Annotated in this window: 23 protein-coding genes; 17 read left to right on the top strand and 6 right to left on the bottom strand. The window is 71.2% G+C overall.

Annotated features, from left to right (window positions below; genetic code table 11):
• The first annotated feature begins 33 nt into the window (after positions 1 to 33).
• The 5 genes from pilQ (at position 34) to KF840_12640 (ending at position 10630) form a co-directional block, all read left to right on the top strand.
• Positions 34 to 2139 (top strand): type IV pilus secretin PilQ, encoded by a 2106-nt coding sequence (gene pilQ, locus KF840_12660; protein MBX3025751.1) that lies wholly within the window; start codon positions 34 to 36, stop codon positions 2137 to 2139.
• 13 nt (positions 2140 to 2152) lie between these two features.
• Positions 2153 to 2683, top strand: coding sequence for an AAA family ATPase (locus tag KF840_12655; protein MBX3025750.1), 531 nt, complete (start codon positions 2153 to 2155; stop codon positions 2681 to 2683).
• A complete protein-coding gene (gene aroB, locus KF840_12650; GenBank protein ID MBX3025749.1) occupies positions 2680 to 3765 on the top strand; it encodes a 3-dehydroquinate synthase in 1086 nt (361 codons plus the stop codon). Before KF840_12655 ends, aroB begins: the two co-directional genes overlap by 4 nt.
• Positions 3766 to 3825: 60 nt before the next feature.
• Positions 3826 to 4527 (top strand): hypothetical protein, encoded by a 702-nt coding sequence (locus tag KF840_12645; protein MBX3025748.1) that lies wholly within the window; start codon positions 3826 to 3828, stop codon positions 4525 to 4527.
• Positions 4528 to 4705: 178 nt separating this feature from the next.
• Entirely contained in the window at positions 4706 to 10630 is a 5925-nt protein-coding gene (locus tag KF840_12640) for an Ig-like domain-containing protein (protein MBX3025747.1), read from the top strand.
• Positions 10631 to 10724: 94 nt separating this feature from the next.
• Here the strand turns inward: KF840_12640 and KF840_12635 are convergent, their stop codons facing one another.
• Entirely contained in the window at positions 10725 to 11165 is a 441-nt protein-coding gene (locus KF840_12635) for a nuclear transport factor 2 family protein (protein ID MBX3025746.1), read from the bottom strand.
• Between the two features lie 106 nt (positions 11166 to 11271).
• Between KF840_12635 and KF840_12630 the strand changes: the two genes are divergently transcribed.
• On the top strand, positions 11272 to 11811 hold the full coding sequence (locus KF840_12630) for an NUDIX hydrolase (GenBank protein ID MBX3025745.1): 540 nt from the start codon (positions 11272 to 11274) through the stop codon (positions 11809 to 11811).
• A 78-nt stretch (positions 11812 to 11889) separates the two neighbouring features.
• Here KF840_12630 and KF840_12625 read toward each other — a convergent pair whose 3' ends face one another.
• The 3 genes from KF840_12625 to purM all read right to left on the bottom strand — a co-directional run bounded on the left by KF840_12625 (position 11890) and on the right by purM (position 15940).
• Entirely contained in the window at positions 11890 to 12294 is a 405-nt protein-coding gene (locus tag KF840_12625) for a CoA-binding protein (GenBank protein MBX3025744.1), read from the bottom strand.
• Positions 12295 to 12296: 2 nt separating this feature from the next.
• Positions 12297 to 14768: a hypothetical protein gene (locus KF840_12620; GenBank protein MBX3025743.1), complete on the bottom strand. Its 2472-nt coding sequence runs from the start codon at positions 14766 to 14768 to the stop codon at positions 12297 to 12299.
• Positions 14769 to 14845: 77 nt separating this feature from the next.
• On the bottom strand, positions 14846 to 15940 hold the full coding sequence (gene purM, locus KF840_12615) for a phosphoribosylformylglycinamidine cyclo-ligase (GenBank protein MBX3025742.1): 1095 nt from the start codon (positions 15938 to 15940) through the stop codon (positions 14846 to 14848).
• A gap of 94 nt (positions 15941 to 16034) precedes the next feature.
• Here purM and KF840_12610 point away from each other — a divergent pair, with 94 nt between their 5' ends.
• The 10 genes from KF840_12610 to coaE all read left to right on the top strand — a co-directional run bounded on the left by KF840_12610 (position 16035) and on the right by coaE (position 21446).
• Entirely contained in the window at positions 16035 to 16439 is a 405-nt protein-coding gene (locus KF840_12610) for a hypothetical protein (protein MBX3025741.1), read from the top strand.
• Entirely contained in the window at positions 16436 to 16660 is a 225-nt protein-coding gene (locus tag KF840_12605) for a hypothetical protein (protein ID MBX3025740.1), read from the top strand. Before KF840_12610 ends, KF840_12605 begins: the two co-directional genes overlap by 4 nt.
• A gap of 146 nt (positions 16661 to 16806) precedes the next feature.
• On the top strand, positions 16807 to 17067 hold the full coding sequence (locus KF840_12600) for a hypothetical protein (GenBank protein ID MBX3025739.1): 261 nt from the start codon (positions 16807 to 16809) through the stop codon (positions 17065 to 17067).
• Between the two features lie 11 nt (positions 17068 to 17078).
• Positions 17079 to 17411, top strand: coding sequence for a hypothetical protein (locus KF840_12595; GenBank protein MBX3025738.1), 333 nt, complete (start codon positions 17079 to 17081; stop codon positions 17409 to 17411).
• Entirely contained in the window at positions 17412 to 17579 is a 168-nt protein-coding gene (locus tag KF840_12590) for a hypothetical protein (protein ID MBX3025737.1), read from the top strand.
• 22 nt (positions 17580 to 17601) lie between these two features.
• Entirely contained in the window at positions 17602 to 18186 is a 585-nt protein-coding gene (locus KF840_12585; protein MBX3025736.1) for a hypothetical protein, read from the top strand.
• A 14-nt stretch (positions 18187 to 18200) separates the two neighbouring features.
• Positions 18201 to 19748, top strand: a complete 1548-nt coding sequence (locus tag KF840_12580; protein MBX3025735.1) for an AAA family ATPase — start codon at positions 18201 to 18203, stop codon at positions 19746 to 19748.
• A 160-nt stretch (positions 19749 to 19908) separates the two neighbouring features.
• Positions 19909 to 20193 carry an HU family DNA-binding protein gene (locus tag KF840_12575; protein MBX3025734.1) on the top strand — a complete coding sequence of 95 codons (285 nt, stop codon included), beginning with the start codon at positions 19909 to 19911 and terminating at the stop codon, positions 20191 to 20193.
• 173 nt (positions 20194 to 20366) lie between these two features.
• Positions 20367 to 20753: a hypothetical protein gene (locus tag KF840_12570; protein ID MBX3025733.1), complete on the top strand. Its 387-nt coding sequence runs from the start codon at positions 20367 to 20369 to the stop codon at positions 20751 to 20753.
• A gap of 105 nt (positions 20754 to 20858) precedes the next feature.
• Positions 20859 to 21446, top strand: a complete 588-nt coding sequence (gene coaE, locus KF840_12565; GenBank protein MBX3025732.1) for a dephospho-CoA kinase — start codon at positions 20859 to 20861, stop codon at positions 21444 to 21446.
• A gap of 14 nt (positions 21447 to 21460) precedes the next feature.
• Here coaE and KF840_12560 read toward each other — a convergent pair whose 3' ends face one another.
• Positions 21461 to 21757, bottom strand: a complete 297-nt coding sequence (locus tag KF840_12560; protein MBX3025731.1) for a hypothetical protein — start codon at positions 21755 to 21757, stop codon at positions 21461 to 21463.
• A 307-nt stretch (positions 21758 to 22064) separates the two neighbouring features.
• On the opposite strand from KF840_12560, the gene KF840_12555 reads away from it, so the two are divergent.
• Complete coding sequence (locus tag KF840_12555; GenBank protein MBX3025730.1) at positions 22065 to 23564, top strand: hypothetical protein; 1500 nt, start codon at positions 22065 to 22067, stop codon at positions 23562 to 23564.
• Between the two features lie 18 nt (positions 23565 to 23582).
• Here KF840_12555 and KF840_12550 read toward each other — a convergent pair whose 3' ends face one another.
• Positions 23583 to 24920 carry an HTTM domain-containing protein gene (locus tag KF840_12550; protein ID MBX3025729.1) on the bottom strand — a complete coding sequence of 446 codons (1338 nt, stop codon included), beginning with the start codon at positions 24918 to 24920 and terminating at the stop codon, positions 23583 to 23585.
• Positions 24921 to 24948 lie beyond the last annotated feature (28 nt).

Raw genomic sequence — 24948 nt, 5'->3', positions numbered from 1 at the left:
GAGCGTCGCCATCTCGCGGTGCTCGGCGCGGCCATGTTGCTGGCCGCATGCGCGCCGCCGCAGGCGGCGCTGGACGAGGGGGGGCCGCGCGAGCGCGCCGCCATCGAGTCATCCGAGAACGTCACCAACGTCAGCGTCGCGCCGGCGCCGGCGGACGCCGACGTGTTGCTGATCCGCGAGCTCAAGATCATCGACGACAACGGCCAGCAGGGGGTCTTCGCCAAGCTCAACCGGCCGCCGCAGGACGTCAGCCACGTCCTGCTCAGCAACCCCAATCGCCTGCTCATCGAGATCTCGGGCCCGACCGGCGAGAACGTCCTCGCCGAGCGCTACGCGGTCGAGAACCCGCTGGTGTCGCAGGTCCAGATCGGCAGCGACCCGGGCAAGATCCGCCTGACGCTGATGCTCAAGGGCGACCAGGCGCCGGTGTACACGGTGGACGATCTCAAGGACACCATCGTCGCCTTCCTCGGCGAGCCCAGGGGCACCGACCAGCCGGTGCGCGAGGCGATCGTCTTCACCCAGCGCGCCGTCCCCGGCGTCGCCGCCGCGCCCGCGCCGGTGCCGTTGGCCGCCGTCGCGCACGCCGCGGCGCCGCCGCCGCGCGCCATGGCGGCCGCGCCGCCGCCGCCGGCCCCGCCGGCGATTCCGCCGCCGCCCGTGCAGGTCAACGTCGAGAGCACCGCCAACCCGCGCGGCAAGCGCCTCTACTACGGCCAGCCGATCTCGCTCGACCTCAAGGACGCCGACGTCCACAACGTCATCCGCCTGCTCGGCGACGTCAGCGGCATCAACATCGTCGCCACCGACGACGTCACCGGCCAGATCACGCTGCGCCTGAACGACGTCCCCTGGGACCAGGCGCTCGACATCGTCATGCAGGCGCAGAACCTGGAGAGCGTGCAGGAGGGCAACGTCCTCCGCATCTCCACCGTCAAGCGGCTGCGCGAGGAGCGCGAGGAGCAGCAGAAGGCGCAGCGCGCGGCGCAGACCGTCGAACCGCTGCAGGTCGCCTACCTGCAGGTGAACTATGCCAAGGCCAAGAAGCTCGCCGATCTGATCAGCGGCGCCGCCCGCTCGCAGCTCCAGACCCAGGGCGGCCGCGGCACCGGCAAGAGCGACAACGACGAGGAGTACGGCGTGCTCTCGCGCCGCGGCAGCGTCATGGTCGACGAGTTCACCAACACGCTGATCGTGCGCGACATCGCGCGCGGCATCCGCAACGCCCGCGATCTCGTGACGCGGCTCGACGTGCAGATCCCGCAGGTGCTGATCGAGTCGAACATCGTCGAGGCGACCAGCGACTTCGCCCGCGACCTCGGCGTCCAGTGGGGGTACAAGGCCAACATCGGCCCGCAGACCGGCACCAGCACCGGCGCCAACTTCCCCGGCACCATCAACTTCGGCGGCTCCGGGCTCGGCGGCAGCAACGGCGTGCCGTTCCTGGTCGACTTCCCGGCCAACAACGTCGCCCCCGGCGCCGGCACGGCGCTCGACCTGGCGCTCGGTTCGCTCAATGGCGCCAATTCGCTCGACGTCCGCCTGACGGCGCTCGAGCGGCGCGGCAAGGGCCGCATCATCTCCCGGCCGCGCGTCGTCACCCTCAACAACGTCGCCGCCACCATCCAGAGCCTGACCATTCTGCGCGTCCGCCTGCCGTCGACCGGCACCGTGGTCAACACCGGCGCCGGCGGCAGCGCCGGCACCGCGACGACCGCCACCGAGAAGATCGAGACCGGCATCACCCTCGAGGTGACGCCGCAGGTGTCCTCGGACGGGTTCGTGCTGCTCGACATGTTCGCCAAGTCGAGCCAGGCGGACTTCACCCGCACCGTCGACAACATCCCGACCGAGATCACCCGCCAGGCGACCTCGCACGTGCTCGTGCGCGACGGCCAGACGGTGGTGCTCGGCGGCATCTACCGCGACACCCAGACCGACAACGTCAACGGCGTGCCCTGGTTCATGGACATCCCGGGCATCAAGTGGCTTTTCCAGGCCGAGTCGAAGCAGAAGCGCCGCGAGGATCTGCTCGTCTTCCTCACCCCGCGCGTGCTGCACACGGCCTCCGGCGCCGCCACGGCGCTGCCGACGGCGCAGCAACTGTGGGAGAATCGCGACGGCGACCCCAACGGATGAGTCGCGGAGCGCGATGACGATCGTGGTGCTGACGGGCATGATGGGCACGGGAAAAACCGCCGTCGGGGAACGGCTGGCGACGCGCCTCGGCGCGGCGTTCGTCGACACCGACGCCCTGGTGGAGCGCGCCGCGGGCCGGTCGGTGGCGGAGATCTTCGCCACCGCCGGCGAAGCCGCCTTCCGCGCCGCCGAGCGGCGCGCCATCGCCGACGCCCTGGCGGTGCCGCGCGCCGTGGTGTCCACCGGCGGCGGCGCCATCGTCGATCCCGACAATCTCGCCGCGCTGCGGGCGGCGGCGCCGATCGTCTGCCTCACGGCGCGGCCCGAGGTGATCCTCGAGCGGGCACGCGCCGCGCGCGTGGTCCGGCCGCTGCTCCAGGGCGATGATCCCGCCGCCCGTCTCGCGGCGCTGCTCGCCGAGCGCGCCGCCGCCTACGCGCAGGCCGACCTCACGCTCGACACCTCGGGCCGCGGCGTCGACGACGTCGTCGCCGACGTGCTCGCCTTCCTCCGCCGGCGCGGCGGATCGGAGATCCCGGCATGAGCCCGCGCGCGACCGTGACGGTCAACCTCGGCGAGCGCTCGTATCCGATCGACATCGGCGCCGGGACCCTGCCCGCGCTGGGCAGCCGGCTCAAGGACTTCGGCCTCGGTCGCCGCCTCGCGGTGGTCACCAACCCGACGGTCGGCCGGCTCTACCGCGACGCCCTCGTCCAGAGTCTCACCGGCGCCGGCTTCGAGCCGACGGTGCTCGAGGTGCCGGACGGCGAGGAGCACAAGAACCTCGCCTGGCTGACGTTCCTCTACGACCGCCTGGTCGACGCGCGCATGGATCGCGGCTGCGCCCTGGTGGCGCTCGGCGGCGGCGTGATCGGCGACCTCACCGGCTTCACCGCCGCGACCTTCATGCGCGGCGTGCCCTTCGTGCAGGTGCCGACGACGCTGCTGGCGCAGGTCGACTCGTCGGTCGGCGGCAAGACGGCGGTGAACCACGCCGGCGGCAAGAACCTGATCGGCGCCTTCCACCAGCCCTGCCTGGTGTGGGTGGACGTGCGGACGCTGAAGACCCTGCCACCGCGCGAGGTCAGGGCCGGCATGGCGGAGGTGATCAAGCACGGCGCCATCCTCGGCCCGGCGCTGTTCGCCCTGCTCGAGGAGCGGATCGAGGACGTGATGCGCCTCGACGAGGCGCTGTGCATCGAGGTGGTGCGGCAGAACTGCGCCATCAAGGCGGCCGTCGTCGCCGCCGACGAGCGGGAGGGCGAGTACCGCGCGGTGCTCAACTTCGGCCACACCATGGCGCACGCCATCGAGGTGCTGACCGACTACCGCGGCTACCTGCACGGCGAGGCGGTCGCCATCGGCATGGCGTTCGCGGCCCGGCTCTCGGTGGCGCGCGGCATCTGCGCGCCGGCGGTGGCGCAGCGCATCGAGGGGCTGCTGCGGCGCGCCGGCCTGCCGACCGAGATCCCGGCCGAGTTGCTGACGCCGAATCTCGCGCTCGCCGCCGCCGCCGACAAGAAAGCGGCCAACGGCCGGATCAAATTCGTGGTGATCGAGGACATCGGACGCGTCCGCTTCGAGCTGGTGAGCGGCGAGGAGGTGCTGGCGCACGCCAAGGCGTGAGCGGGCACCACATACCGTCCCGGCCGCCGACCGGTCGCCGGGATCTGTTGGGAGGTTGTCATGCGGTGGATTTCTATCGTGCGGGTGACGTGCGCCCTGAGCGCGGCGGTGGCGGTGGCGAGCTGCGGCAGCTCGGGGTTCGACTCGAGCGGCGGCCAGGACTCGCTGACCATGCAGTTCATCACCTTCAGCGGCGAGGGCATCACTCAGCAGGATCTGGTCGGCAACACCGACGCCGACGTGGACGTCTGCCAGAGCATCTGCAACTTCACCGGCGACCTGTTCAACATCGAATTCGAGACGTTCACCCAGACGCGCGCCAACGCGATCTTCATGAACATGGGCGCGTCGCCGATCCTGCTCGACAAGTACACCGTGTCGATCCCCGGCAGCGGCGTGCCGCCGCGGACCGCCAGCATCGCCGCCATCCTGGCCGGCGGCTCGTGCAGCAACTCGAGCCGGCAGTGCGGCAGCGACAGCGACTGCGGCGTGCTGGGGACGTGCCAGCACGTCGAGACCTCGGTGGAGGTGCTGCTCTTCGATTTCGTGACCAAGGAGCTGGTGCGCGGCGATCATCGCTGCCCGCGGATCAACTTCGACACCGGCACCATCGACCAGGGCAACGTCGTGCCGCAGACCTACCAGACCAACGTGACGTTCTCCGGCAGCGACGCCAGCGGCAAGCGCTTCACCATCAAGGCGGGCCTGGTGGCGGGATTCTTCGACGCCAACAACTGCCAGAACACCAACAGCGGCAACTGAGCATTCGGCCATGCGGAACGGCGGGCGGACGAGGCGCGGGGCTGTGATCGTGGGAGGTGTCAGGATGAGCCGACGGGGAATGAGTCTGGTGGCGGGGGCGTCGCTGATGCTGCTCGCCGGGTGCGGCGGTGGTGGCGGCGGTGGTGGCGGTGGCGGCGGTGGCGGCGCGCCGACGCCGTTGCCGAATCAGCTCTGCGACAGCAGCAACCGCATCTGCATCGGTCTCGCCAATCTGATCATCCTGCCCGGGGCGGGCAACGCCACGACCTTCTCGGTCGTCACCAAGGCGGGCGGCAGCGCCCAGGGCGGCGTGCCCGTGACCGTCACGAGCTCGACCCTGAGCGTCAGCGTCAGCCCGACCAGCGGCAGCACCGACGGCGCGGGACTGTTCGGCGGCACGGTCACCGGCAACTTCGGCGGCAACGCGACGATCACCGCGACCCGGACCGATCTCGGAATCGCGGTGCAGATCCGCGTCGCCGTCCAGGGCACGCCGCCGACGCCGGTCGGCACGCCGACCGCGACGCACGGCAGCGGGGGGACGCCCACCGCGACGCCGCAGGACATCGGCGAGGTGACGACGATCTACATGGAGGCCGATCCGTTCTCGATCAGCTCGCAGAACGGCGGCACGGTGAACGTCTACGCGATCGCCTTCGACAAGAACAATCGTCCGCTCGACAACATCAGCATCATCTTCGACTTCGATCCCAAGGTCGGCTACCTGCGCCCGATCGCGACCACGACCCGCACCGTCGTGCTGCCCGACGGCGCCGTCCAGGAGGGCGTGGCGCAGGTGCAGATCGTCGTGCCGCCGGGCGTCGCCGCGCCCGGTGAGATCACCGTCAACGCCAAGGCGGGCGACAAGCAGGGGAGCGTCAGCTTCCGGGTCAATCCGGGCGCCGCCACCCGCACCATCGCCACCGTGCTGGCGCAGGTCAGCGACGCGACCTGCGGCACCGACCTCGGCGGCAGCGTCACCCTGCGCGCCATCGTCTTCGATCCCGACAACAAGCCGATCGACAACGTCAATGTCCTCTTCGTCTCGCCGCTCGGCCAGGTCATTCCGCTGGTGGCGACCACCGGCGAGGTGAACGGGCAGCGCGGCACCGCGACCACGACGCTGCAGGTCCCGGCGGGGTCGCCGGTGCTGCGCGACGACAGCGGCAACATCCTGCCCTACAGCATCAAGGCTCGCGCCGGCGGCGTCGAGGGCGAGGTCAACCTGTTCGTCGTCCCCGGCCGCGACGAGTGCCAGCGCGGCGACACCGGCGCCACCATCCGGGGCGAGGCGGCGAGCGCCACCATGAGCGCCAGCCCGAACCGCATCCGCGTCCGCGGCAGCGGCAACCGCGAGCTGAGCAGCGTCGTCGTCAACGTCTTCGACAACCAGGGCTCGAAGCTGCGCGACGCCGAGGTGCGCTTCTCGCTGTCGTCGCTCAGCAGCGCCGCTGGCGCGGTGCTGCTGCCGCTCAACCAGACCGGCGGCTACTGCACGGTGTCGCACCTGATCTGCGAGGACGACAACGGGTGCCCGCCGGGCGAGACCTGCGACCTCAACCCGGCCAATCGTTTCATCGCCTACACCGACCAGGCCGGCAACGCCCAGATCCAGTTGCGCTCCGGCACCGGGCTGGGGACGGCGGTCGTGCAGGCGGAGATTCCGACCACGATCGGCGCCGAGTTCAGCGAGCCGTGCAGCAATCCCAAGACGCCCGGCGAGCAGTGCATCATCAGCCGGGGGCTGCTGGTCACCGTCACCGCCGGCCTGCCCGGCCGGCTGTCGCTGACCGTGAACCCGCTGGCGATCGACAACAACGACGGCACCCAGTTGAGCACGTTGACGGCGATCGTCACCGACGCCTTCGGTAACACCGTGGAGAACGGGACGCCGGTGTCGATGACCGTGGTGCCGTTCGGCCCGACCGACACGCAGTCGCGACGCACCAGCGTCATCGGCTTCCCGACCACCAACGCGCCGCCGCCCTGCGATGTCACCCAGTACGTCTCGCAGACCGGCTCGCCGGTGATCGCGCAGCCCGGCAACGCCACCACCTGCCTGATCTTCCCGCGGGACATGGCGGGCGCCGAGCTGCAGGTCCAGGTCGAATCGGCCTCGGTCACCAGCATGCGGACGATCACCCTGCCGGGCGTCGTCCAGGACTTCCTCGCCCTGGCGAACCCGAGCGAGGTCGTCGTCACCGACCTCAATCCGGGTCTCTCCCTGATCACCGCCCTGGCGCGCAATCGCAACGGCGACCCGGTGCCGAACGTGAAGATCAACTTCGAGACCACGCTCGGCGCCTTCCGCAGCACGCCGCCGGTGTTCACCAGCAGCGCGCTGACCGATGCCAGCGGCCTCGCCAACGCGACGCTCACGCTCCCGGCGGGGACGCCCGACGGGACCGAGGTCACGGTCACCGTCTACGGCGGCGGCCTGCCGCGCAGCGCTGGCCTCACCGAGAAGCTGACCGTCGCCTCCAGCGGCCCGAGCCCCGGCGCCGGACCGGCGGTGATCACCCTCGAGGGCGCGACGCCGGAGGTCATCGGCGTCCAGTCCTCCGGCCGACCCACCCAGTCGGTGGTGTCGTTCGCGGTCAAGAACCGCCTGAACCAGACGATCGCCAACGTGCCGGTGCGCTTCTTCCTCGCCGCCGTCGGCGGCGCCAGCATCACGCCGGAGGCGATCAGCGATGCCGACGGCATCGTGCGCACCACCGTGACGTCCGGCACGCTCGCCTCGGCGGCGCAGATCACCGCCACCATCGACGTCAACGGCGACGGCATCAACGAGGTGGTCAACGTGTTCACGCCGGTGAACATCGTCGGCGGCCCGCCGAGCGCCGACCGCTTCAGCCTGGCCGCCAACTTCGTCAACATCGCCGGCCGCGTCACCTTCGGCATCGAGAACGAGATCACCGCCTTCCTCAACGACCACTTCGGCAACGCGGTGGCGCCGGGCACGGTGGTCAACTTCACCTCCAACGGCGCCAGCGTCTTCAACCAGGAGCAGACCGACGACGCGGGCCGCGCCACCACGACGCTGATCAGCGAGGGCGGCGTGCCGCCCGACGGCATCGTCACCGTCCTCGCCACGACGCGCGGCGAGGAGTCGTTCGTCGACAGCAACGGCAACGGCATCCACGATGCCGACGAGGTCTTCGTCGACGCGCCGGAGCCGTTCATCGACGCCAACTTCAACGGCCGGTACGATCCGCCCGAGCCGTTCACCGACACGAACCGCAACGGGCGCTGGGACGCCGAGGAGCCGTACTCGGACACCAACGGCAACGGCGTGTTCGACGTCGGCGAGCCGTACGTCGACACCAACCAGAACGGCCGTCACGACGACGCCGAGCCCTACACGGACACCAACGGCAACGGCCGCTACGACAGCAACGCGGCCGAGCGTTTCATCGACGTGAACGGCAACGGCGTCTGGGACAGCGCCCAGTCGCCGGGGGTGTGGGACGGCAACGCGCTGCTCTCCGCCTCGATCCCGGTCACCTTCTCCGCCCCCACCGTGCTCACGCTGGAGCCCCGCACCTTCACCATCGCGGACGGCGGCGAGCAGCAGTTCACGCTCACCGTCTCCGACCGCGACCTCAACCCGCTGGTCGGCGGCTCGACGATCTCCGTCGAGCTCGCCGGCGAGGGCGCGAAGCTCTTCGGCATCCCGTCCGAGATCGTGCTGCCCGACTCCGAGAGCTTCGGGTCGTACATCGCCGGGCTCAACATCTTCACCTTCCGCGTCGTCGACGAGAAGGAAGGCGAGCCGACGACGCGGCAGAACCTGTCGGTGAACGTCAGCGTCGACTCGCAGGCCAGCGGCAGCGCGCCGGGCGGCAACGGCTCGCGCTTCATCTCCGCCGCCGGCGTCCTCCTGCCGGCGCCGACCGGCACGCCGGTGCCGACCGACACGCCGACCCCGACGGCGACCTTCACCTTCACGCCGACCTCGACGCCGACGCCCACCGACACGGCGACGCCGACCGCCACCGCGACGTTCACGGCGACGCCGACCGACACGCCGACGCCGACCCCCGGCCTGCCGGCGATCGCGCCGCCGCAGGCCGACCTCCTCGCCGGCGTCAGCGGCGCGCCGTCCTGTGACGGCACCAGCCAGACCTTCACCATCACCGGCGCGCGGCCGCCGTTCACCCTGTCGGCGCCGAACCTCTGCCTGAGCAGCAGCTCGGTCGGCGACGGCGGCACGGTCACCGTGCGCGCCGGCTCGCAGGTCGGCGACGCGAGCCTGACGGTCACCGACGCGCTCGGTCGCACCACCGAGGCGCCGATCGCGGTGCACGGCAGCAACGCCGCGTTCATCAGCGTCGACCTGTTCGTCAACCAGCGCTCCGACAACGGCGACGGCACGTTCACCAGCGTGCTCGGCGCCCTGGTCACCAACTCCCTCGGCGTCACCGTCGCCGACGGCGTGCCGGTCAGCTTCAGCCTGGTGACCCCGGTGCCCGGCGTGTCCGTCACCAGCCCCGGCTTCACCAACGGCCAGGCGCCGTGCGATGTCGGCTCGCTGACGGTGATCCCGCAACCCGGCGACGCGCTGTCCTGCATCAAGTACACGCAGAGCCAGCAGGGCACTTCCGTGCAGGTGCGGGCGCGGGTGCGCACCGCCGCCGGCATGGTCATCGAGGACGTCACCACCATCGTCCTCCCCGACTCGCGGCCGGCGACGCCGACCGCGACCCAGCCGACGGCCACCGCGACGCCGACCGGCACCAGCACCGGCACGCCGACCGAGACGGTCACCGGCACGCCGCCGGCGACCAGCACCCCGACCGCGACCGCGACGCCGACCCTGCCGGCCGCGGCGGTGGCCTTCGTCAGCGCCCAGCCGACCCAGATCGGCGTCCGCGCCTCGGGCCTCACCGAGCAATCGGTGCTGACCTTCAAGGTCACCGATCAGCACACCAACCCGGTGCGCAACCTGCCGGTCACCTTCGTCGTCACCGCCATCGGCGGCGAGACCATCGCGCCGCTGTCGGGCGTCACCAACGACCAGGGCCTCGTCAGCACCACGCTGACCAGCGGCATCCGCACCACGTCGGTGCAGGTGATCGCCCAGGTCGACGCCAACAGCGACGGCACCCCCGACCTCTTCGCCCAGTCGACCCAGGTGAAGATCGTCGGCGCGCCGCCGGCGCAGACGCGGTTCAGCATGGCGGCCGAGAAGCTGAACGTCGCCGGCCGCGTCCGCTTCGGGATCGAGGACAAGGTCTCGGCCTACGTCAACGACCGCTTCGGCAACGCCGTGCCACCGGGGACCTCGGTGTCCTTCACCACCAACGGCGCCTCGATCGTCGACCCGGTCTCCACCAATTCCGCGGGCGTCGCCTCGGCGACGCTGATCACCGAGGGCAACATCCCCGACTCGGGCATCGTCACCGTGCTCGCCTTCACCCGCGGCGAAGAGGGCTTCCTCGACAACAACGGCAACGGCAGGTTCGACGCCGGCGAGCTCATCACCACCGACATGGTGCGCGAGCCGTTCATCGACTACCGGCCGCTGCCGTCGGACCTGGCTCGCCCGATGCGGCCGACCGACACCCTGTGCAACTACTTTGCGCCGAGCTCGCTGTGCAACGGCGCCTTCGATCCCGACACCGAGTTCGAGCTCTTCATCGACACCGGGTCGCTCGACGGCGTCTGGGGCATCCAGGGCACGCCCGGGGTCTGGGACAACAACATCCTGGTCTTCGCCCAGTTCCCGGTCACCTTCTCCGGGCCGACCCAGTCGCCGCTGGCCTTGCCGACCTCGTTCGACATCCCCGACGGCGGCGGCCAGACCTTCGAGCTGCTGGTGCACGACGACCTGCGCAACCCGCTGGTCGGTGGCTCGACGATCTCCGTCGAAGCCAACGCCGGCCAGGTGATCGGCGGCGACATCACCATTCCCGATGGCCAGTCGTTCAACCAGTTGGTCGAGGGTCTCACCCGCTTCCACTTCACCCTGCTCGACGACACGCCGGGCCAGGGCGATGCGGACACGCCGGTGACCATCACCGTGAAGGTGACCTCGGAGAACGGCAGCCTCTCGGCAATCGTCGCCTCCGGCGTCATCCGCAAACCGGCGGCGCCGTAACTCGCCCGTCTCCTCCAGGCTGCGCGGGGTGCCGGTCGCCGATCGGCACCCCGCGCGCGTTTCGGCCGGCGAGCCGGGCGCGGCGGCGGGCCGCTCAGCGGCGCCGCTCGGCGACCCAGCTCGTGGCGGCGTAGCCGTCGAGGCGCACCCGGCGGTGGGCGAAGCGCCACCCCTCGGCGCCGCGGACGTAGCGATCGCGGTAGCGGCCCCAGTGGTCGGGGCCGCGCTCGGTGACGACGAAGAAGTAGGCGGCGCCGGTCGCGTCGTCGGCGCCGCTGACCGCGATGCGCAGGTTGCTGACGTGGTGGCGGATGAGCGGCGCCGCGGTGACGCTGGCGAGGGCCGCGCCGGTGCCGCCGAGAAAGGCGCGGATGCCGTCGCGGCCGCGATGCTCGACACGGTCCGGCGTCTCGAGCACGCCGTCGGCGGCGAAGAGTCCGGCGACCTCGTCGAAGCGCCCCGAGTCCGCCGCGTGCGCGTAGGCGGCGACGAGCTCGCGGATCGCCTCGCGCGCCGCCAGTTCCCACGGTTCCATGCCGGGAACATGCGCCGCGCCGGTGCCTCATGCAACGCGCCCGTCCCGTCTGGCGGGAGCCGGCGCGCCCCTTGTCCGTGCGCAGCCGGCCGTGCACACTCCGCCCATGGCGAACCCCCAGCATCCCGACCATTTCTCCCGCCGCACGCCGGACGGCGACAACCGCGAGCGGCTGGTCTGCGACACCTGCGGGTTCGTCAGCTACGAGAATCCGAAGGTCGTGGTCGGCTCCGTGTGCACGTGGGGCGACCGCATCCTGCTCTGCAAGCGGGCGATCGAGCCGCGACGCGGGTTCTGGACCCTGCCGGCGGGGTATCTCGAGGCGCGGGAGGCGACCGTCGACGGCGCGGCGCGCGAGGCCTGGGAGGAAGCGCTGGCGCGCATCGAGATCGACGCCCTGCTCGCCGTCTACAACATCCCGCGCGTCAGCCAGGTGCAGGTGATCTACCGCGCCCGGCTGCTCAGTCCCGACGTCGCCGCCGGTCCGGAGAGCCTGGAGGTCGGGCTGTTCACCTGGGACGAGATCCCCTGGGGCGACCTCGCCTTTCCCACCGTGCGCTGGGCCCTCGGCCACTTCCGCGAGGTGCAGGGCCAGCGCGAGTTCGCGGCGCGGACGAATCCGCCCGGCGAGCACGGCGACCACTGAACCGGCGGCCTTCAGCCGTCGGCCGGCAGCTCGCAGGCGACGCGGTCCGCGCCTGGCGCCGACGGGCGAGGCGGATCGCTAGCGCAGCAGTCGCTGGTGCTCGCGCAGCATGCAGCGGTCCATCACCACCAGCAGGCCGGCGGCGCGCGCGCGCGCGGCGGCGTCGGCATCGGTGACGCCGATCTGCATCCACACGGCGCGGGCACCGGCGGCGATGGCCTGGTCGACCACCGCGCCGGCGTGTTCCGAGCGGCGGAAGATATCGACCACTTCGAGGGGCGGCGGCACCGCGGCGAGGTCCGGGGCGCAGACGAGTCCCTCCCAGGTGGCGAGCGCCGGGTTGACCGGCAGGATCTGGTAGCCGGCGTGGCGCAGATAGGTCGCGACCTCGTGTGAGGGCCGGCTGGGGTCGGCGGAGATGCCGACCACCGCGACGCGGCGGAAGCGCCGCAGGATCGCCTCGGCGGTCGCGTCGTCGTTCATCCTCAGCAGCCGGTCAGCGCCGCGTTGACGGCGGCGATCAGCTCGTTGATCGACACCGCCCCGTCGCCGTTGCGGTCGAACGAGGGGCAGGCGTCGGCGGCGCTGTTGCCGAGGGCGATGTTGACGCCGGTGATCAGCTCGTTGACGGTCACGCTGCCGTCGCCGTTGCAATCGCCGGCGCACGCGGGCGGCGCGCTGGTGGCGGTGGCGCTCGCCGTCGCGGACGGCTCGAGCGTGGCGCTGGCGGTCGCGGTGGCGGTCGGCGGCGGCGTGACGCTGTCCACCGGCGTGGCGGTGGCGAGCGGCGTCGGCGTGTCGGCGGCGGTCGCGGAGGCAGACGCGCTGGGCGTTGTGGTGCCGGTGGCGGTAGCGGTTCGGCTCGCGGTGGCGCTGGCGGAGGCCGTGGCGCTCGCCGTCGCGGTTGCCGTTGCCGTGTCGCTTGCCGTCGCCGTGGCGGTCGGCGTCGCCGTCGCGGAGGGCGTCGCAGACGGGGTGGGCGTGGCGCTCGGCGGCACGGTGGCGCTTGGGGTCGCGGTCGGGGTCGCGGTCGGAGGCGGCGTCGGGGTCTCCGTCGCCGTCCGCGTGGCGGATGGGGTGGTCGTCACGGTGGCCGTGGGCGGCGTGCCGGTGGCGGTCGGGCTCGGCGTCGGCGGCTCGGTGCACGCCGGCGTGACGCGATGGCGGCAGCCGATGGTGGGCAGGCACTGATCGCCGGTGCAGGTCAGGCCGTCGTTGCAGTCCTCGATCTGGCAGAACGCCGAGCATCCGTTGCAGCTCGTCGGCGGCATGACGCCGAGGTCGCAGGTCTCGGGGTATTCCACCTGGCCGTTGCCGCAGGTCGGGCAGGGGTCGAGGCAGGCCGGCATCGTCGGTCCCTGGGTCGGGCAGGTGGTGAACGCCTGGATCTGCGGCGCCGGCCGGAAGGTGGCACCCACCAGGTTGGGGGATTTCCGCGCCGTGTGCTGGAGGAGGGTCTTGCCGTTGAGGCCGCTGCCGAGGGTACGGGTGGCGTCGACCAGGCCCTGGATGCTGAGTTGCTCGCGGGCGGTGAGGGTGTGCTGGCCGCCGTACGGCGCGGTGGCGAGGAGAGACGCGGCGTTGGTCAGGGTGACGTTGCAGCCGAACAGATCGGTGCTGCCGCCGGTCCCGTCGTCGAGCGAGCAGGCGCGGGCGCTGCTGACGTCGATGGTGGCGCCGAGGGTGAGCTGGCCGGGGCCCTTGTTGCCGGCGCGCAGGACGGCATCGCCGCCGTAGGCGCATTGTTCGCGGCCGCGCAGGTCGACCTTGCCGTTCACCGTGATGTCGCGTCCGGCGATCATCTCCAGCGCCCCGCCGGCATCGCTGCCGCTGGCATCGAGCGTCGCGTTGTTGGCGTTCGGTCTGGCGTTGACGGTCGCGTCGAGTCCGGCATCGATGCAGATGTCGCCGCCGCAGGTGCCGCCGTCGATGCCGCCCGTCGGACCGCGCGCCTGGATGGCGCCGCTGACGACGACCGAGCCGGCGCTCACCAGCGACACCTGACCGCCGCCGCCGTCCGGCGAGGCGCCATTGGCGTTGATGGCGGCGCTCGACGCGACGGTCAGGGTCCCCGCGTCGCCGTCGATGCAGATCAGGCCGCCGCAGCCGCCGCTCATGAAGGAGCCGGTCGTGCCGTTGGCGGTCACCGTGCCGGTGATCGTCGTCCCGGCGCCGCCGCTGAGATCGATGCAGCCGCCGCTGCCGGCATCGCCGTTGCCGGTGGCGTCGGCCGCCGCGAACGTCAGGGCGCCCTCGGCGCGGACCTCGACGAAGCCGCCGTCGTAGCCGCTGACCCGGAGCTGCGGCTGGACCGTCATGTTGCCGCCGGCGGTGAGGTCGATCTCGCCGCCGCCGTCCGAGTCGTTGCCGCCGCGGGCGGAGACGGTGCTGTCGCTGGTCAGGGTCATGTCGCCGCCGGCGGTGAGATCGATCACGCCGCCGGCGGCGCCGGCGTTCAGATAGTCCGCGAGGATGATGCCGGCGATCACCACCGTGGTGCCGGCGCGGACGATGAGCGTGCCGCCCATGCGATTGCCGGAGAGATTGATGCGGCTGCTCTTGGCGGTGCTGAAGCTGCCGGTGACCTCGACGATCACCAGGCCGCCGGTCTCGTCCGCCGCCTGGCCGATGCCGTCGATGAAGCCGCTGGCGGCGATCGCCAGGCTGCCGGCGCGAATGGTGGCGCTGCCGACGTGCTTGCGCTCGTCGGGCGTGCCGCTCATCACGTTGGTGATGTTGAGGCGTCCGGTGAGCGCGACGGGGCGCGGGCCGAAGTCGAGCGTGCAGCCGTCGTTGACGCTGTAGGTGGCGGAGATGGTGCAGGGGCCCGTGCCGGCGGGACAGCTCGGGTCGACGCCGACGATCTGCGACGCGGTGCAGATCGCGCCGGCGCCGCGCGCCGCGAGCAGCAGGAGCGAGACGGCGGCGAGCGCGCGGATCAGCGGACGGGCGGGCATGGAGCGATCGGCTCACGCATAGCGGCTGCGCCGGGCTAACGCACCCGAATTCTGCGCGGCGATCGACCGGCCGGCGATCAGGCCGCCGGTGGCGGCCCGTCCAGGGGAAGGAACCGCTTGCCGGCGCCGACCAACCCGGCGGCCGGCAGCCAGATGCGCCGCTCGGCGTCGGGGGTCGCGTAGCCGATGACCTGGGCGCGCTGCCCGTGCTCGGCGGCGATGCCGATCGCCCGCTCGGCGGCGGCGGGCGGCACGACGACGCCGAGCCCGGTGCCCATGTTGAAGGTCCGGTACATCTCGGCCTCGCTCACGTCGGCGGCGCGCTGGATGAGCGCGAAGATCGGCGGCGGCGGCAGGGGGCGGTCGATGACGAACCCCATGGGCGCGGCGATGCGCGACAGGTTGAGCAGTCCGTCGCCGGTGATGTGGAGCAGCGCTTTCACCGGCAGTCCGGCGTCGAGCATCGCCATCGCCGGTCGCACGTACATGGTGGTCGGCTCGAGCAGCTCCTCGCCGAGGGTGCGCCCGAGCTCGGCGATCCGGCCCTCGAGGCGCAGACCGGCGCGTTCGAGCAGCGCGTGGCGGGCGAGCGTGTAGCCGTTGCTGTGCAGGCCGCTGCTGGCGATGCCGACGACGACGTCGCCGGCGTCGACCGCGGCCCCGATCAGCAGGCGCTGCGGGTGCAGCGTGCCGATGCAGGTGCCGACCAGCTCGAACGGATACCCCTCGCTCTCGTGCACCATCTCGCGCAGTTGGGCGATCTCGCCGCCGGGGATGTTGAGGTCGGCGAGGCGGGCGCCGTCGTGCAGCCCTTTGGCGATGGCGGCCAGCGCGTCGCCGTCGACGTGATGGACGGCGATGTAGTCGACCAGCGACAGCGGTCGGGCGCCGACGCAGATCACGTCGTTGGCGTTCATCGCCACGCAGTCGATGCCGACGGTGTCGTAACGCCCCAGCCGCTGGGCGATCAGCAGCTTGGTGCCGACGCCGTCGGTGGAGATCGCCACCGCCAGCTCTGCGCCGACCGGGAGCACGTTGGCGTAGTATCCGAGCGGCAGCATCGGCCGCGCCGGATTGAAGGCGAAGGTGGCGTTGATCCACTCCGCCAGGCGGCGCAATCCGCTGTCCACGCCCTCGGTATCGACCCCCACCGCTTCGTAGGACAGCGCCATCGCCGGACCATTAGCGCGGATCGCCGTCGGGCTGCCAGTGGGGAGACGACGCCACTTGCTTTGCCGGATCGATCGGGCGAGGATCGGCCGCGCCGTGGCCCGGCGTCCGCTCTACATGATCGTCCGTCTCACCAGCGTCGTCCTCGGCGTCGCCGCGATGGGCGCCCTGGTGGGCGCATTGCTCTTCGGCATGCGCCCCGAGGCGCAGGAGCCGGCGCCGTCGCCGGGCGAAGACGTGACGCCCGAGGAGCTGCAGCTCTACATCGACGTGTACACGGCGATGCAGGCCAACCACGACCTGACGCTGGACCAGGAGCTGGCGACGAAGAACGTGCCGCTGGCGCAGTTCCGCAGCATCGAGCGGCGGGTGCAGCAGCAGGATCGCCTGGTGCACAAGGTGCGCGAGGCGCTCACCGCCCAGGCCAAGGCGCGCGCCGACCAGATCGCGCCGTTCGCGGCGCCGGGCACGCCGGCGCCGCAACCCCGGCCGACGTCGTGAGCGGGCGACCCGTGCGGGTCGACGTGGCGTGCAAGAAATGCGGCCAGCGCCAACGGGTGGACCTCGGCCTGCCGCCCGGCGGGGACCTCGCGACCCATCGCCATCTGCTCACCGAGCGCCTCGCGCACCAGCCGAGCTTCCAGTGCTTCGGCGGCCACTTCGAGCTGCGACCGGCGATCCCCGAGTTCTGGGAGATCGACTGGGACTCGGTCGGCGACTGACGGGCAGGGGACGAGCGGCGGGACACGATCGGCGTCGGTCGATCGGGCGGTCGCCGTTCCACGGCGGGCGCAACTCGGCTTGCACTGCGTATGGTGGCGTGACAGCTTCGCGCTACCCGGCGACGGTCGGGCCCAGGGAGGACGCGATGTCAGACGAGCACCAGGATGAGGGGCCGATCGATGCCCAGGAGGTGCTGCGGACGCTGGAGGACGTGCGGAGCCGGTTGCGCACGACCATCTGGGCGCTGCACGGCATGCACCAGGACGTCTCGGCGCTGACCGTGGACGACCTGTCGGATCTGGAACACCTGCTCACCGAGACGCTCGACCATCTGCTGTCGCCGGCCTACGACGCCGTGAGCCAGATGCTGGGCGCGACCTCGGGCGGAGCCGTCACCACGCATTGAGGATTGCTGCCATGGCGCGCGTCTGGTTCGTGCGACGTCGCGGCGGACAGTGGATCGCACCCGGCGGCGCGCCCGCCCACGAGATCCCGTTCGCCGATCTCATCTTTCCCCTCGACATCGGAACCCACCGGGCGGTCTCCGACGAGCGGCCGGTGCCGGCGCCCGACGAGCCGGCGGCGCTGCCGGAGGGGTTGCAGCGGGTGTTCGTCGAGGTGGACGCCCACGACCTCGAGGGGTTGACCTTCACCGGGTACCGCCCAGGCGTCTACGACTCGCCCTATTCGCCGAGCGAGGTGGCGCGCCGCCTGGCTCGGTCGCGCCGTCCGGCGCGTTCCGCCGCGTAGATGGCATCGCGGCGCTGGCCCGCGGCGGGCGCGGCGCTGGCCGTCTGGCTGCTGCTCGCGGCTCCCGGGTGCGATTCCGGCGGCCGCGGCGGCTCGCCGTTCCGCAATCTCGGCAAGCGCGGTGACGGCGCGCTGCGGGCCGGCGCGTCGCGGCCCGCGCCGCGGTGAGGACGTCCGGCGGCTGCGGTCCATGGCCAACTTCCGCCACCGCCTCTCCCGCGCCCAGCAGCGCGAGTACGACCGCAGCAACGCCGTCGCCGCCATCCCGGTGCGGGTGACCGCCCGCCTGGCCAAGGCGGTGGCGCTGCTCGAGTGGGCGTTGGCGCACGCCGATCGCCCGCGCACCGCGCGGGTCGCCCAGGTGATCTGCGACGAGCTGTGCGCGACGCTGCGGGTGCGGTCGCTGCGCGTCGAGGTGAAGGCCGAGCGCCCCTCCGACGCGCGCGGCGAGTTGCACGGGCTCTATCAGTCCGCCGGTCAGCGCGAGGTGATCAGCATCTGGATGCTGACCGCGAAGCGCGGCCAGGTGGTGGCCTACAAGACCTTCCTGCGCACCCTGGTGCACGAGATGGGGCACCACCTCGACTATCAGTTGCTCGGACTGCGCGACTCGTTCCACACCGACGGCTTCTTCAAGCGCGAGTCGAGCCTGGTCACCCAGCTCCTTCGCGCCGTGCCGCGCGCCGTCCTCGACCCGTCGGGCGATGGCGCGGCGGCCACGGCGGCCGACGCCGCGGCCCCCGCCGACCGCCCGTCGCTTTCGCGCCGCTTCTGAGGTACGCTGCGGGCGTGCGATCCACCACGGCCGTTGGGGTTCGAGCAACGCGCACGGAAGTCACGGACAACCTCGACCAATTGCTCGCGGTGCTGCCGCCGCGGGTCTGCGATGCGCTGCGGGCCGACCCGCGTGCCGCCGAGGTGATCGAGGTCGTCTGCGACCTCGGCCGCCTGCCGGAAGCGCGCTTCGCCGACGGCGTCACGCCGCTCGCCGCGGACGTGGTGACGCGCGAGGACCTCGACTACGTCGCGGCGCGCGTCGGCCAGTTCAACGCCGACAACCGCGCCGGCATCGAGCGCACCCTGCACCGTATCTCGGCGTTGCGGAACCGCATGGGCGACATCGTCGGCGTCACCTGCCGCGTCGGCCGCGCGGTCTACGGCACGATCGACGTCGTGCGCGACGTCGTCGAGGCCGGGAAAAGCATCCTGCTCGTCGGCCGCCCGGGTGTCGGCAAGACCACCTTGCTGCGCGAGGCGGCGCGCGTGCTCGCCGACGACCTGCAGCGGCGGGTGATGATCGTCGACACCTCGAACGAGATCGGCGGCGACGGCGACATCGCGCACCCGGGCATCGGTCGCGCGCGCCGCATTCAGGTGCCGGCGCCGGAGCGCCAGCACGCGGTGATGATCGAGGCGGTCGAGAACCACATGCCCGAAGTGGTGGTGATCGACGAGATCGGCACCGAGGCGGAGGCGCTGGCGGCGCGCACCATCGCCGAGCGCGGCGTGCAACTGATCGCCACGGCGCACGGCAACTCGCTCGAGAATCTGGTCGCCAATCCGACGCTCGCCGATCTCGTCGGCGGCATCCAGCCGGTGACGCTCGGTGACGAGGAGGCGCGGCGGCGGCGGACGCAGAAGACGGTGCTCGAGCGCAAGGCGCCGCCGACCTTCGACGTCGTCGTCGAGATCCGCGACCGCGAACGCTTCGCGGTGCACGTCGACGTCGCGATGACCGTCGATCGCCTGCTGCGCCACCAGGTCGTCGAGCCGGAATGGCGCGTCCGCCGCCCCGACGGCAGCGTGTCGGTCGAGGCCCCGGCACCGTCCCCCGCCGTGCCGCAGCCGGCGCACGCCGTTGCGCCGCAAGGCGAACGGCCGCTGCGCATCTTCCCGTACGCGCTCCGGCGCGAGCGCGTCGAGCGCGCCGTGCGCGCCCTGCAGGTGCCGGCGGTGGTCGTCGACTCGCCGCAGCAGGCGGACGTCGTGCTGACCCTGCGCGCGATCGTTCGCAAGCAGCCGCGCCGCCTGCGCGACGGCTTCGCCCCCGGCGCGCGCGTGCACGCGGTGGCGTCGAGCAGCCCGGGCAAGATCGAGCTCGCCCTGCGCGAGCTGTTCGACCTCGACGCGCCGCATCCCGACCAGGACGAGGCGCTGCGCGAAGCGGAGGGCGCGGTGATCGAGGTGATCGCGCAGCGCCGCCCGGTGGAGCTGTCGCCGCGCCCCGCCTACCTGCGCCGGCTGCAGCATCAACTCGCCGACGCGTACGGTCTCGATTCGCAGAGCGTCGGCCGTGAGCCGTCGCGCCACGTGCTGATCCGACCGGCCGCGGACTGACGGGGCGCTCAGGTCCGGTTTCACCTACGGGCACAAGCGAATCCGCGCCCCGTCAACAACAAGAATACTCTTGACAGGAGGTCCGGGCTGAGGGCAAGTAAGGACCGATTTTGCCGGGCAGTTAGGACAACGGTTTACTCAACTGAAAGGTGGGGATCATATGACGAAGTCGCAGCTGATTGAGCGGTTGGCCAAGGCGGGAGATGTGACGAAGAAGCAGGCGCAGCAGATTCTGGAGGGGTTGGTGTCGACCGTCGTCAGCTCGGTGAAGAAGGGCGACCCGGTCAAGATCCCCGACCTCGGTACCTTCCGGAAGGCGCAGAGCAAGGCGCGCATGGGCCGCAACCCGCAGACCGGAGAGCCGGTGAAGATTCCGGCGCGCAAGAAGGTTCGCTTCACGGTCGCCAAGAGCTTCAAGGAGCAGGTGCTCGGCGCGAAGAAGTAGGCCGGGCGCCCTCGCGCGACCACTCTCGCGCCGCCGCCGACAGACACAGCGCGGCGCGGCGCTCGTCATTAGGACGGGCGCCGCGCCGAGCTTGACGTTTTCATTTGTCCCGGTTCGGGTCTTCAGTAGAGTGGCGGACGTTTCCAAGTGTTGCGGAGGTGGGGGCTTCTACGATGACCGATCGCTCGTTCGGACTCTTCGAGCCTGACGCGCTGTTGCCGGCCCAGTTCTATGCGGCATTCCGGGGCGGTAGCGGGGTGCGCGGGGAAAAGCGGCTGATGTTGGCGGTGCTTGAGGATGCGCTCGACTGCTTCCAGAAGTATGCGGTGGCGCGCGACGGGCACGGCCAGCAACTGTTCGACGAGGCCCAGCAGTGGATCACGTCGAACGATCGCGGGTGGTTCTTCTCGTACGAGAACATCTGCGAGACGCTGGAGATCAATCCGGAGTACCTGCGTCGCGGGCTGGCGACTTGGCGACACGACGTCGCCACCGGCACGCGTCCGGCGCCGCGCAGTGCCGCCAAGCCCGAATCGCCGGTCCTGCAGGCGGCGGGCTGATCGGACGGGAATCGACCGGAACGGCGCGCGCGCCGCGGGCCGTCCGGTGGCTTCCGGTCACTCGACCGGTGTGCGGGTGTGCCGGTGAGCAGCCCAGTTCGCGTCATCGGCGTCACCGGCGGCATCGGTTCGGGCAAGAGCAGCGCGGTTCGACTGCTGGCCGGGCTCGGGGCGACGGTCATCGACGCCGACCGCGTCGGCCATGAGGTGTACGCACCCGGCACGCCGGGATTCGACCAGGTGGTCGCGGCGTTCGGGAAAGACATCGTCGGCGCCGACGGCGCCATCGATCGCAAACGGCTCGGCGCCATCGTCTTCGGCGATGCCGCGGCGCTGGCGCGACTGAACGGCATCGTCCATCCGCTCATCCGCGACGCGGTCGCGCAGCGGGTCGCGGCGGCGCGGGCGAGCGGCGCCGCACCAGTCGTCGTCGAGGCGGCACTGCTCATCGAGGCGCGCTGGGACACGTTGGTCGACGAGGTGTGGCTGGTGGTGGCGCGCCGCGAGGTCATCGTGGAGCGCCTGGCCGATCAGCGCGGGATGGATCCGGCGGCGGTCGCGGCGCGGATGCGGGCGCAGCTCTCGGACGAGGAGCGGCGCGCGCACGCCGTCGTCGTCATCGACAACAGTGGCAGCCGCGAGCAGTTGCGCGAGCAGATCGAGCGCCTGTGGCGCGCACGCCTGAAGGCGTGAACGCCGGCCGGCGCTCACGCGGCCTGGCGCAGAGCCTTGCCCTTGGCGAGCGGGCGCTGCTTCAGCCGCCGGCGCACCTCGCCGCGAATGGCGCTCGACGAGAGGCGGAACTGGGCGCACACGGAATCGAGGCTGAATGCGCTGCTGTCGGCTTCATAGGCCAGAAAGTAGGCCTCGGCATCCGCGCGCACCGCCGGACAGCCGCTCTCGAGATCCGAAAAGGCCTGTTCCAGCACGGCCAACATCAGCACCTCTTCGGACATGAGGCTGCGGGAATCGATCTGCGGGGTGAGAATCCGTCCACGAACCATGCGCCGTCCCTCCACTGGACGCCGCGTTGGAGCAGGACGCATGCCAGCGTCACAGAAGCGTCGCTTGTCATTCGAGAACCAGGGAGCGTGACAAAATTGTCACGCTCGATCCGTCGGCGAGCCGCAGAGTGACGAAAAAGTGCGATGTCGAGTCGCTCAGCAAATGGTGGGTGAGCCGCCCTGCGCCTGGCGCCGGGCCTGGCTCAATTGACGACTCGGATCACTCATTTACAGTGCCGAAGCGGCCAGCGGGCCGGTGCGCGGGGGCCGGCGGGGTTCATGCGCTGGGGGATACCGAGGTGAGGACATGGCGGAGTCGATAGGGCTGCGGGTGGACCATCCCAGGTTCTGGGACGCCGCCGACCTGCGGCAGGAGGTCGACCGGATCTTCGATATCTGCTGGGGCTGCCGTCTCTGTTTCAAGTTCTGCGGCAGCTTCCCCACTTTGTTCGAGCTGATCGACGGCAAGACCGAGCGCAAGCGCGCCGAATACCTGGCCGTCCATCCGGAAGTCGCATCGGCGGCGGAAGCGAAGCGGCGCGAGGCGGCCGCCGCGCCGGCGCTCGCGGAGCATCACGACGGTCGCGAGGTCGGGGTCACCTACGGCGACGAGCTGCCGGAGCTGCAGGCGCACGCCCGCGACCTCGGGAGCCAGGAGGTCGATGCGGTCGTCGACCGCTGCTTCCAGTGCAAGCTCTGCTACCCCAACTGTCCGTACACGCCGCCGCACGAGTTCGCGGTCGACTTTCCGCGCCTGCTCCTGCGTTGGAAGGCGCATCGCACGCGGCGCGAGGGGGTCCCGCTGCAGACGCGGCTGATGCGCGACACGGCGACCATCGGTCGAGTCGCCAGCGCCACCCCAGCGCTCACCAACTGGGCGCTGCGCAACCCGGCGAACCGGGCCGTGATGGAGCGCGTGGTCGGCATCCACCGCGACAAGCTGATGCCGACCTATCACCGCGAGACCTTTCCGCAGTGGTGGGGCCGGCACACGCCGCGCGTCGAGGCGCTGCAGCCGTTGAAGGAGGGCGTGACGCAGGCGACGCCGACCAGGGTGGCGCTCTTCTCGACCTGTCTCATCGACTACAATGACCCCGCCGTCGGCATCGCCGCGGTGCGGGTGCTCGAGCACAACGGCATCGAGGTCGTGCGGCCGCCGCAGCAGGCGTGCTGCGGCATGCCGTTTCTCGACGGTGGCGACGTCGACGCCGCCGGGACGAAGATCCGCGCCAACCTCGACGTTCTCGCCGCATACGCCGAGCAGGGCTATGCGATCGTCATCCCGTCGCCGAGCTGCAGCCTGATGGTGCGCGAGGAGTTTCCCCAACTGGTCGCCGATCCGCGCAGCGCGCTGATCGCCGGCCGCGCGCACGATCTCGACGAATACCTCTACCGGATCGCGCGCGAGGGGCGGCTGAAGCGCGACTTCGTCCGCCGCTTCGGATCCGTCCGCTACCACGTCCCCTGTCACATCCGGGTGCAGAACATCGGCATCCGCGGGCGCGACCTGCTCGGGCTGATCGCCGACGAGGTCACGACCGTCCAGGAGTGCTCCGGACACGATGGCACCTGGAGCATGCAGAAGGCGCACTTCGCCGAGTCGCTGCGCTGGGGCGAGAAGGCGTTCGCCGGCATGCGCGCCGACGCCGGCGAACCGTGCGCGCTCGCCTGCACCGACTGCCGCCTGGCGGCCCTGCACATCGAGCAGGGAGCCGGCCGCGCGACCGTCCACCCCGTCGTCGCGCTCGCCCACGCCTACGGCTTCGACGTTCCCGGCGTGGCGCTGGAGAGTCGCCCGGCGTCGTAGACAGGTCCTGCCGGTCCGCTAGCGAAGGACCCAGGGGGCGGGCCAGAGGGACAACTCGGCCTTGGCGAGATCGGCGGTGGGGTCGACGAGCGGCCGCTCCGGCTGGCCGTTGAGCGAGCAGAGCCAGGTGACGTTGATCACCGGGTCGGCGCCGGAGGCGCGCAGCTCGTCGCGCTTGTAGTGCACGTACTGCAACAGCATGTCGGGGAACGTGAACACCTTGCGCAGTTGGCGATCCGTGAGATCGTCGCGCGGATCGAGCTGGAAGGTGGTGTGCGTGGCCGGCAGCGTCGCGATGATCATCATGCGGCTCTGTTTGCCGCGCAGCTTCATGTGCCAACTGAAGCGGTGCCCCTCCTCGGTCCAACTGACGTAGCCGGGGTAGAGGAAGTGGCGCAGCGGCACCAGGATCTGGAACGCCACGTAGGCGCCGAGCCCCGCCAGCACCAGCCGCCGCGATGTCGCGCGCGGCGCCGCGGTGATCGCGGCGGGCGCCGCCGCGGCTGACACCCAGCCCCAGCGCGCCGCCAGGCGGCGCGGCCAGTCCGGCTCGAAGAAGATCGTGTCGGCGACACTCATCAGATACGAGAAGATGCCGATGCTGAGGAAGATCTCATTCAGCAGGTGGAACACGAGCGCGCACAGGAAGCCGAACACGCGGGTACGACGGAACGAGAGCATGATCGGCACCAGCGCGTCATTGAGGATGCCGCCGTAGGCGATGGCGTAGGCGAGCAGCGCCGGCGGGAAGTGCGACGCGATCTCCGGCACGCCGGGGACGCGGGCGGTGATCGCCGACAGCATCGGCTCGCCGCGCAGCCAGTCCGGATTGATCTTGGCGATGGCACCGTAGAAGTACACGACGAAGAGCTGGAAGCGCAGCAGGTACACGGTCCAGCGCGGCACGGTCTGCGGCCATTCGGGATGGCGGCGGCGATCGAGCGACCAGGTGTGGTGGGCGGGAATGAAGATGAAGAGGAAGCAGAGGAGCCCGATGAGATAGTAGTGGTTCATGTACACCGACTTCTCGATCAGGAACTTCCAGGTGTAGAGGAACCACACGACGATGATCGCCGGCCGGTAGAACAGGCCGAGGCAGACCAGCGTCGCCGCGATGCCCATGACCGCGAAGTGGACGTACATCCAGTCGCCGGGCAGCGGACGCACCCACTCCAGGTAGATGTACCCGAAGTGGTACTTGGGGCGGATGTAGTACTCGTGGATCCAGCCGTACTGCCAGTAGCGGACGACGTCCCAGGCGATGACGAAGCCGAGCGCGATGCGGAACACGGCCATCGAGCTGCCGTCCACCGGGTCGAACAGGCTCCTCGCCCACCGCCGCGCGCGCTCGCTCATGTTCCGCCTGCTAGCGTTCGGCGCGCGG

It is taken from the genome of bacterium (genome assembly GCA_019637795.1).
In the GTDB taxonomy this organism is placed as follows: Bacteria; Desulfobacterota; Binatia; order HRBIN30; family CADEER01; genus JAHBUY01.
The sequence above is the reverse complement of the archived record's forward strand: the minus strand, read 5'-3'. Positions and strand labels throughout refer to the sequence as shown.

Bases quoted from the DNA above. Each gene is read 5' to 3' on its own strand.
- KF840_12620 (MBX3025743.1), bottom strand. From the start codon at position 14,768: ATGCCCGCCCGTCCGCTGATCCGCGCGCTCGCCGCCGTCTCGCTCCTG.
- pilQ (MBX3025751.1), top strand. From the start codon at position 34: ATGTTGCTGGCCGCATGCGCGCCGCCGCAGGCGGCGCTGGACGAGGGG.
- KF840_12595 (MBX3025738.1), top strand. From the start codon at position 17,079: ATGGCGCGCGTCTGGTTCGTGCGACGTCGCGGCGGACAGTGGATCGCA.
- KF840_12570 (MBX3025733.1), top strand. From the start codon at position 20,367: ATGACCGATCGCTCGTTCGGACTCTTCGAGCCTGACGCGCTGTTGCCG.
- KF840_12575 (MBX3025734.1), top strand. From the start codon at position 19,909: ATGACGAAGTCGCAGCTGATTGAGCGGTTGGCCAAGGCGGGAGATGTG.
- KF840_12600 (MBX3025739.1), top strand. From the start codon at position 16,807: ATGTCAGACGAGCACCAGGATGAGGGGCCGATCGATGCCCAGGAGGTG.
- KF840_12630 (MBX3025745.1), top strand. From the start codon at position 11,272: ATGGCGAACCCCCAGCATCCCGACCATTTCTCCCGCCGCACGCCGGAC.
- KF840_12550 (MBX3025729.1), bottom strand. From the start codon at position 24,920: ATGAGCGAGCGCGCGCGGCGGTGGGCGAGGAGCCTGTTCGACCCGGTG.
- aroB (MBX3025749.1), top strand. From the start codon at position 2,680: ATGAGCCCGCGCGCGACCGTGACGGTCAACCTCGGCGAGCGCTCGTAT.
- KF840_12590 (MBX3025737.1), top strand. From the start codon at position 17,412: ATGGCATCGCGGCGCTGGCCCGCGGCGGGCGCGGCGCTGGCCGTCTGG.
- KF840_12655 (MBX3025750.1), top strand. From the start codon at position 2,153: ATGACGATCGTGGTGCTGACGGGCATGATGGGCACGGGAAAAACCGCC.
- purM (MBX3025742.1), bottom strand. From the start codon at position 15,940: ATGGCGCTGTCCTACGAAGCGGTGGGGGTCGATACCGAGGGCGTGGAC.
- KF840_12645 (MBX3025748.1), top strand. From the start codon at position 3,826: ATGCGGTGGATTTCTATCGTGCGGGTGACGTGCGCCCTGAGCGCGGCG.
- KF840_12635 (MBX3025746.1), bottom strand. From the start codon at position 11,165: ATGGAACCGTGGGAACTGGCGGCGCGCGAGGCGATCCGCGAGCTCGTC.
- KF840_12555 (MBX3025730.1), top strand. From the start codon at position 22,065: ATGGCGGAGTCGATAGGGCTGCGGGTGGACCATCCCAGGTTCTGGGAC.
- KF840_12585 (MBX3025736.1), top strand. From the start codon at position 17,602: ATGGCCAACTTCCGCCACCGCCTCTCCCGCGCCCAGCAGCGCGAGTAC.
- KF840_12560 (MBX3025731.1), bottom strand. From the start codon at position 21,757: ATGGTTCGTGGACGGATTCTCACCCCGCAGATCGATTCCCGCAGCCTC.
- KF840_12625 (MBX3025744.1), bottom strand. From the start codon at position 12,294: ATGAACGACGACGCGACCGCCGAGGCGATCCTGCGGCGCTTCCGCCGC.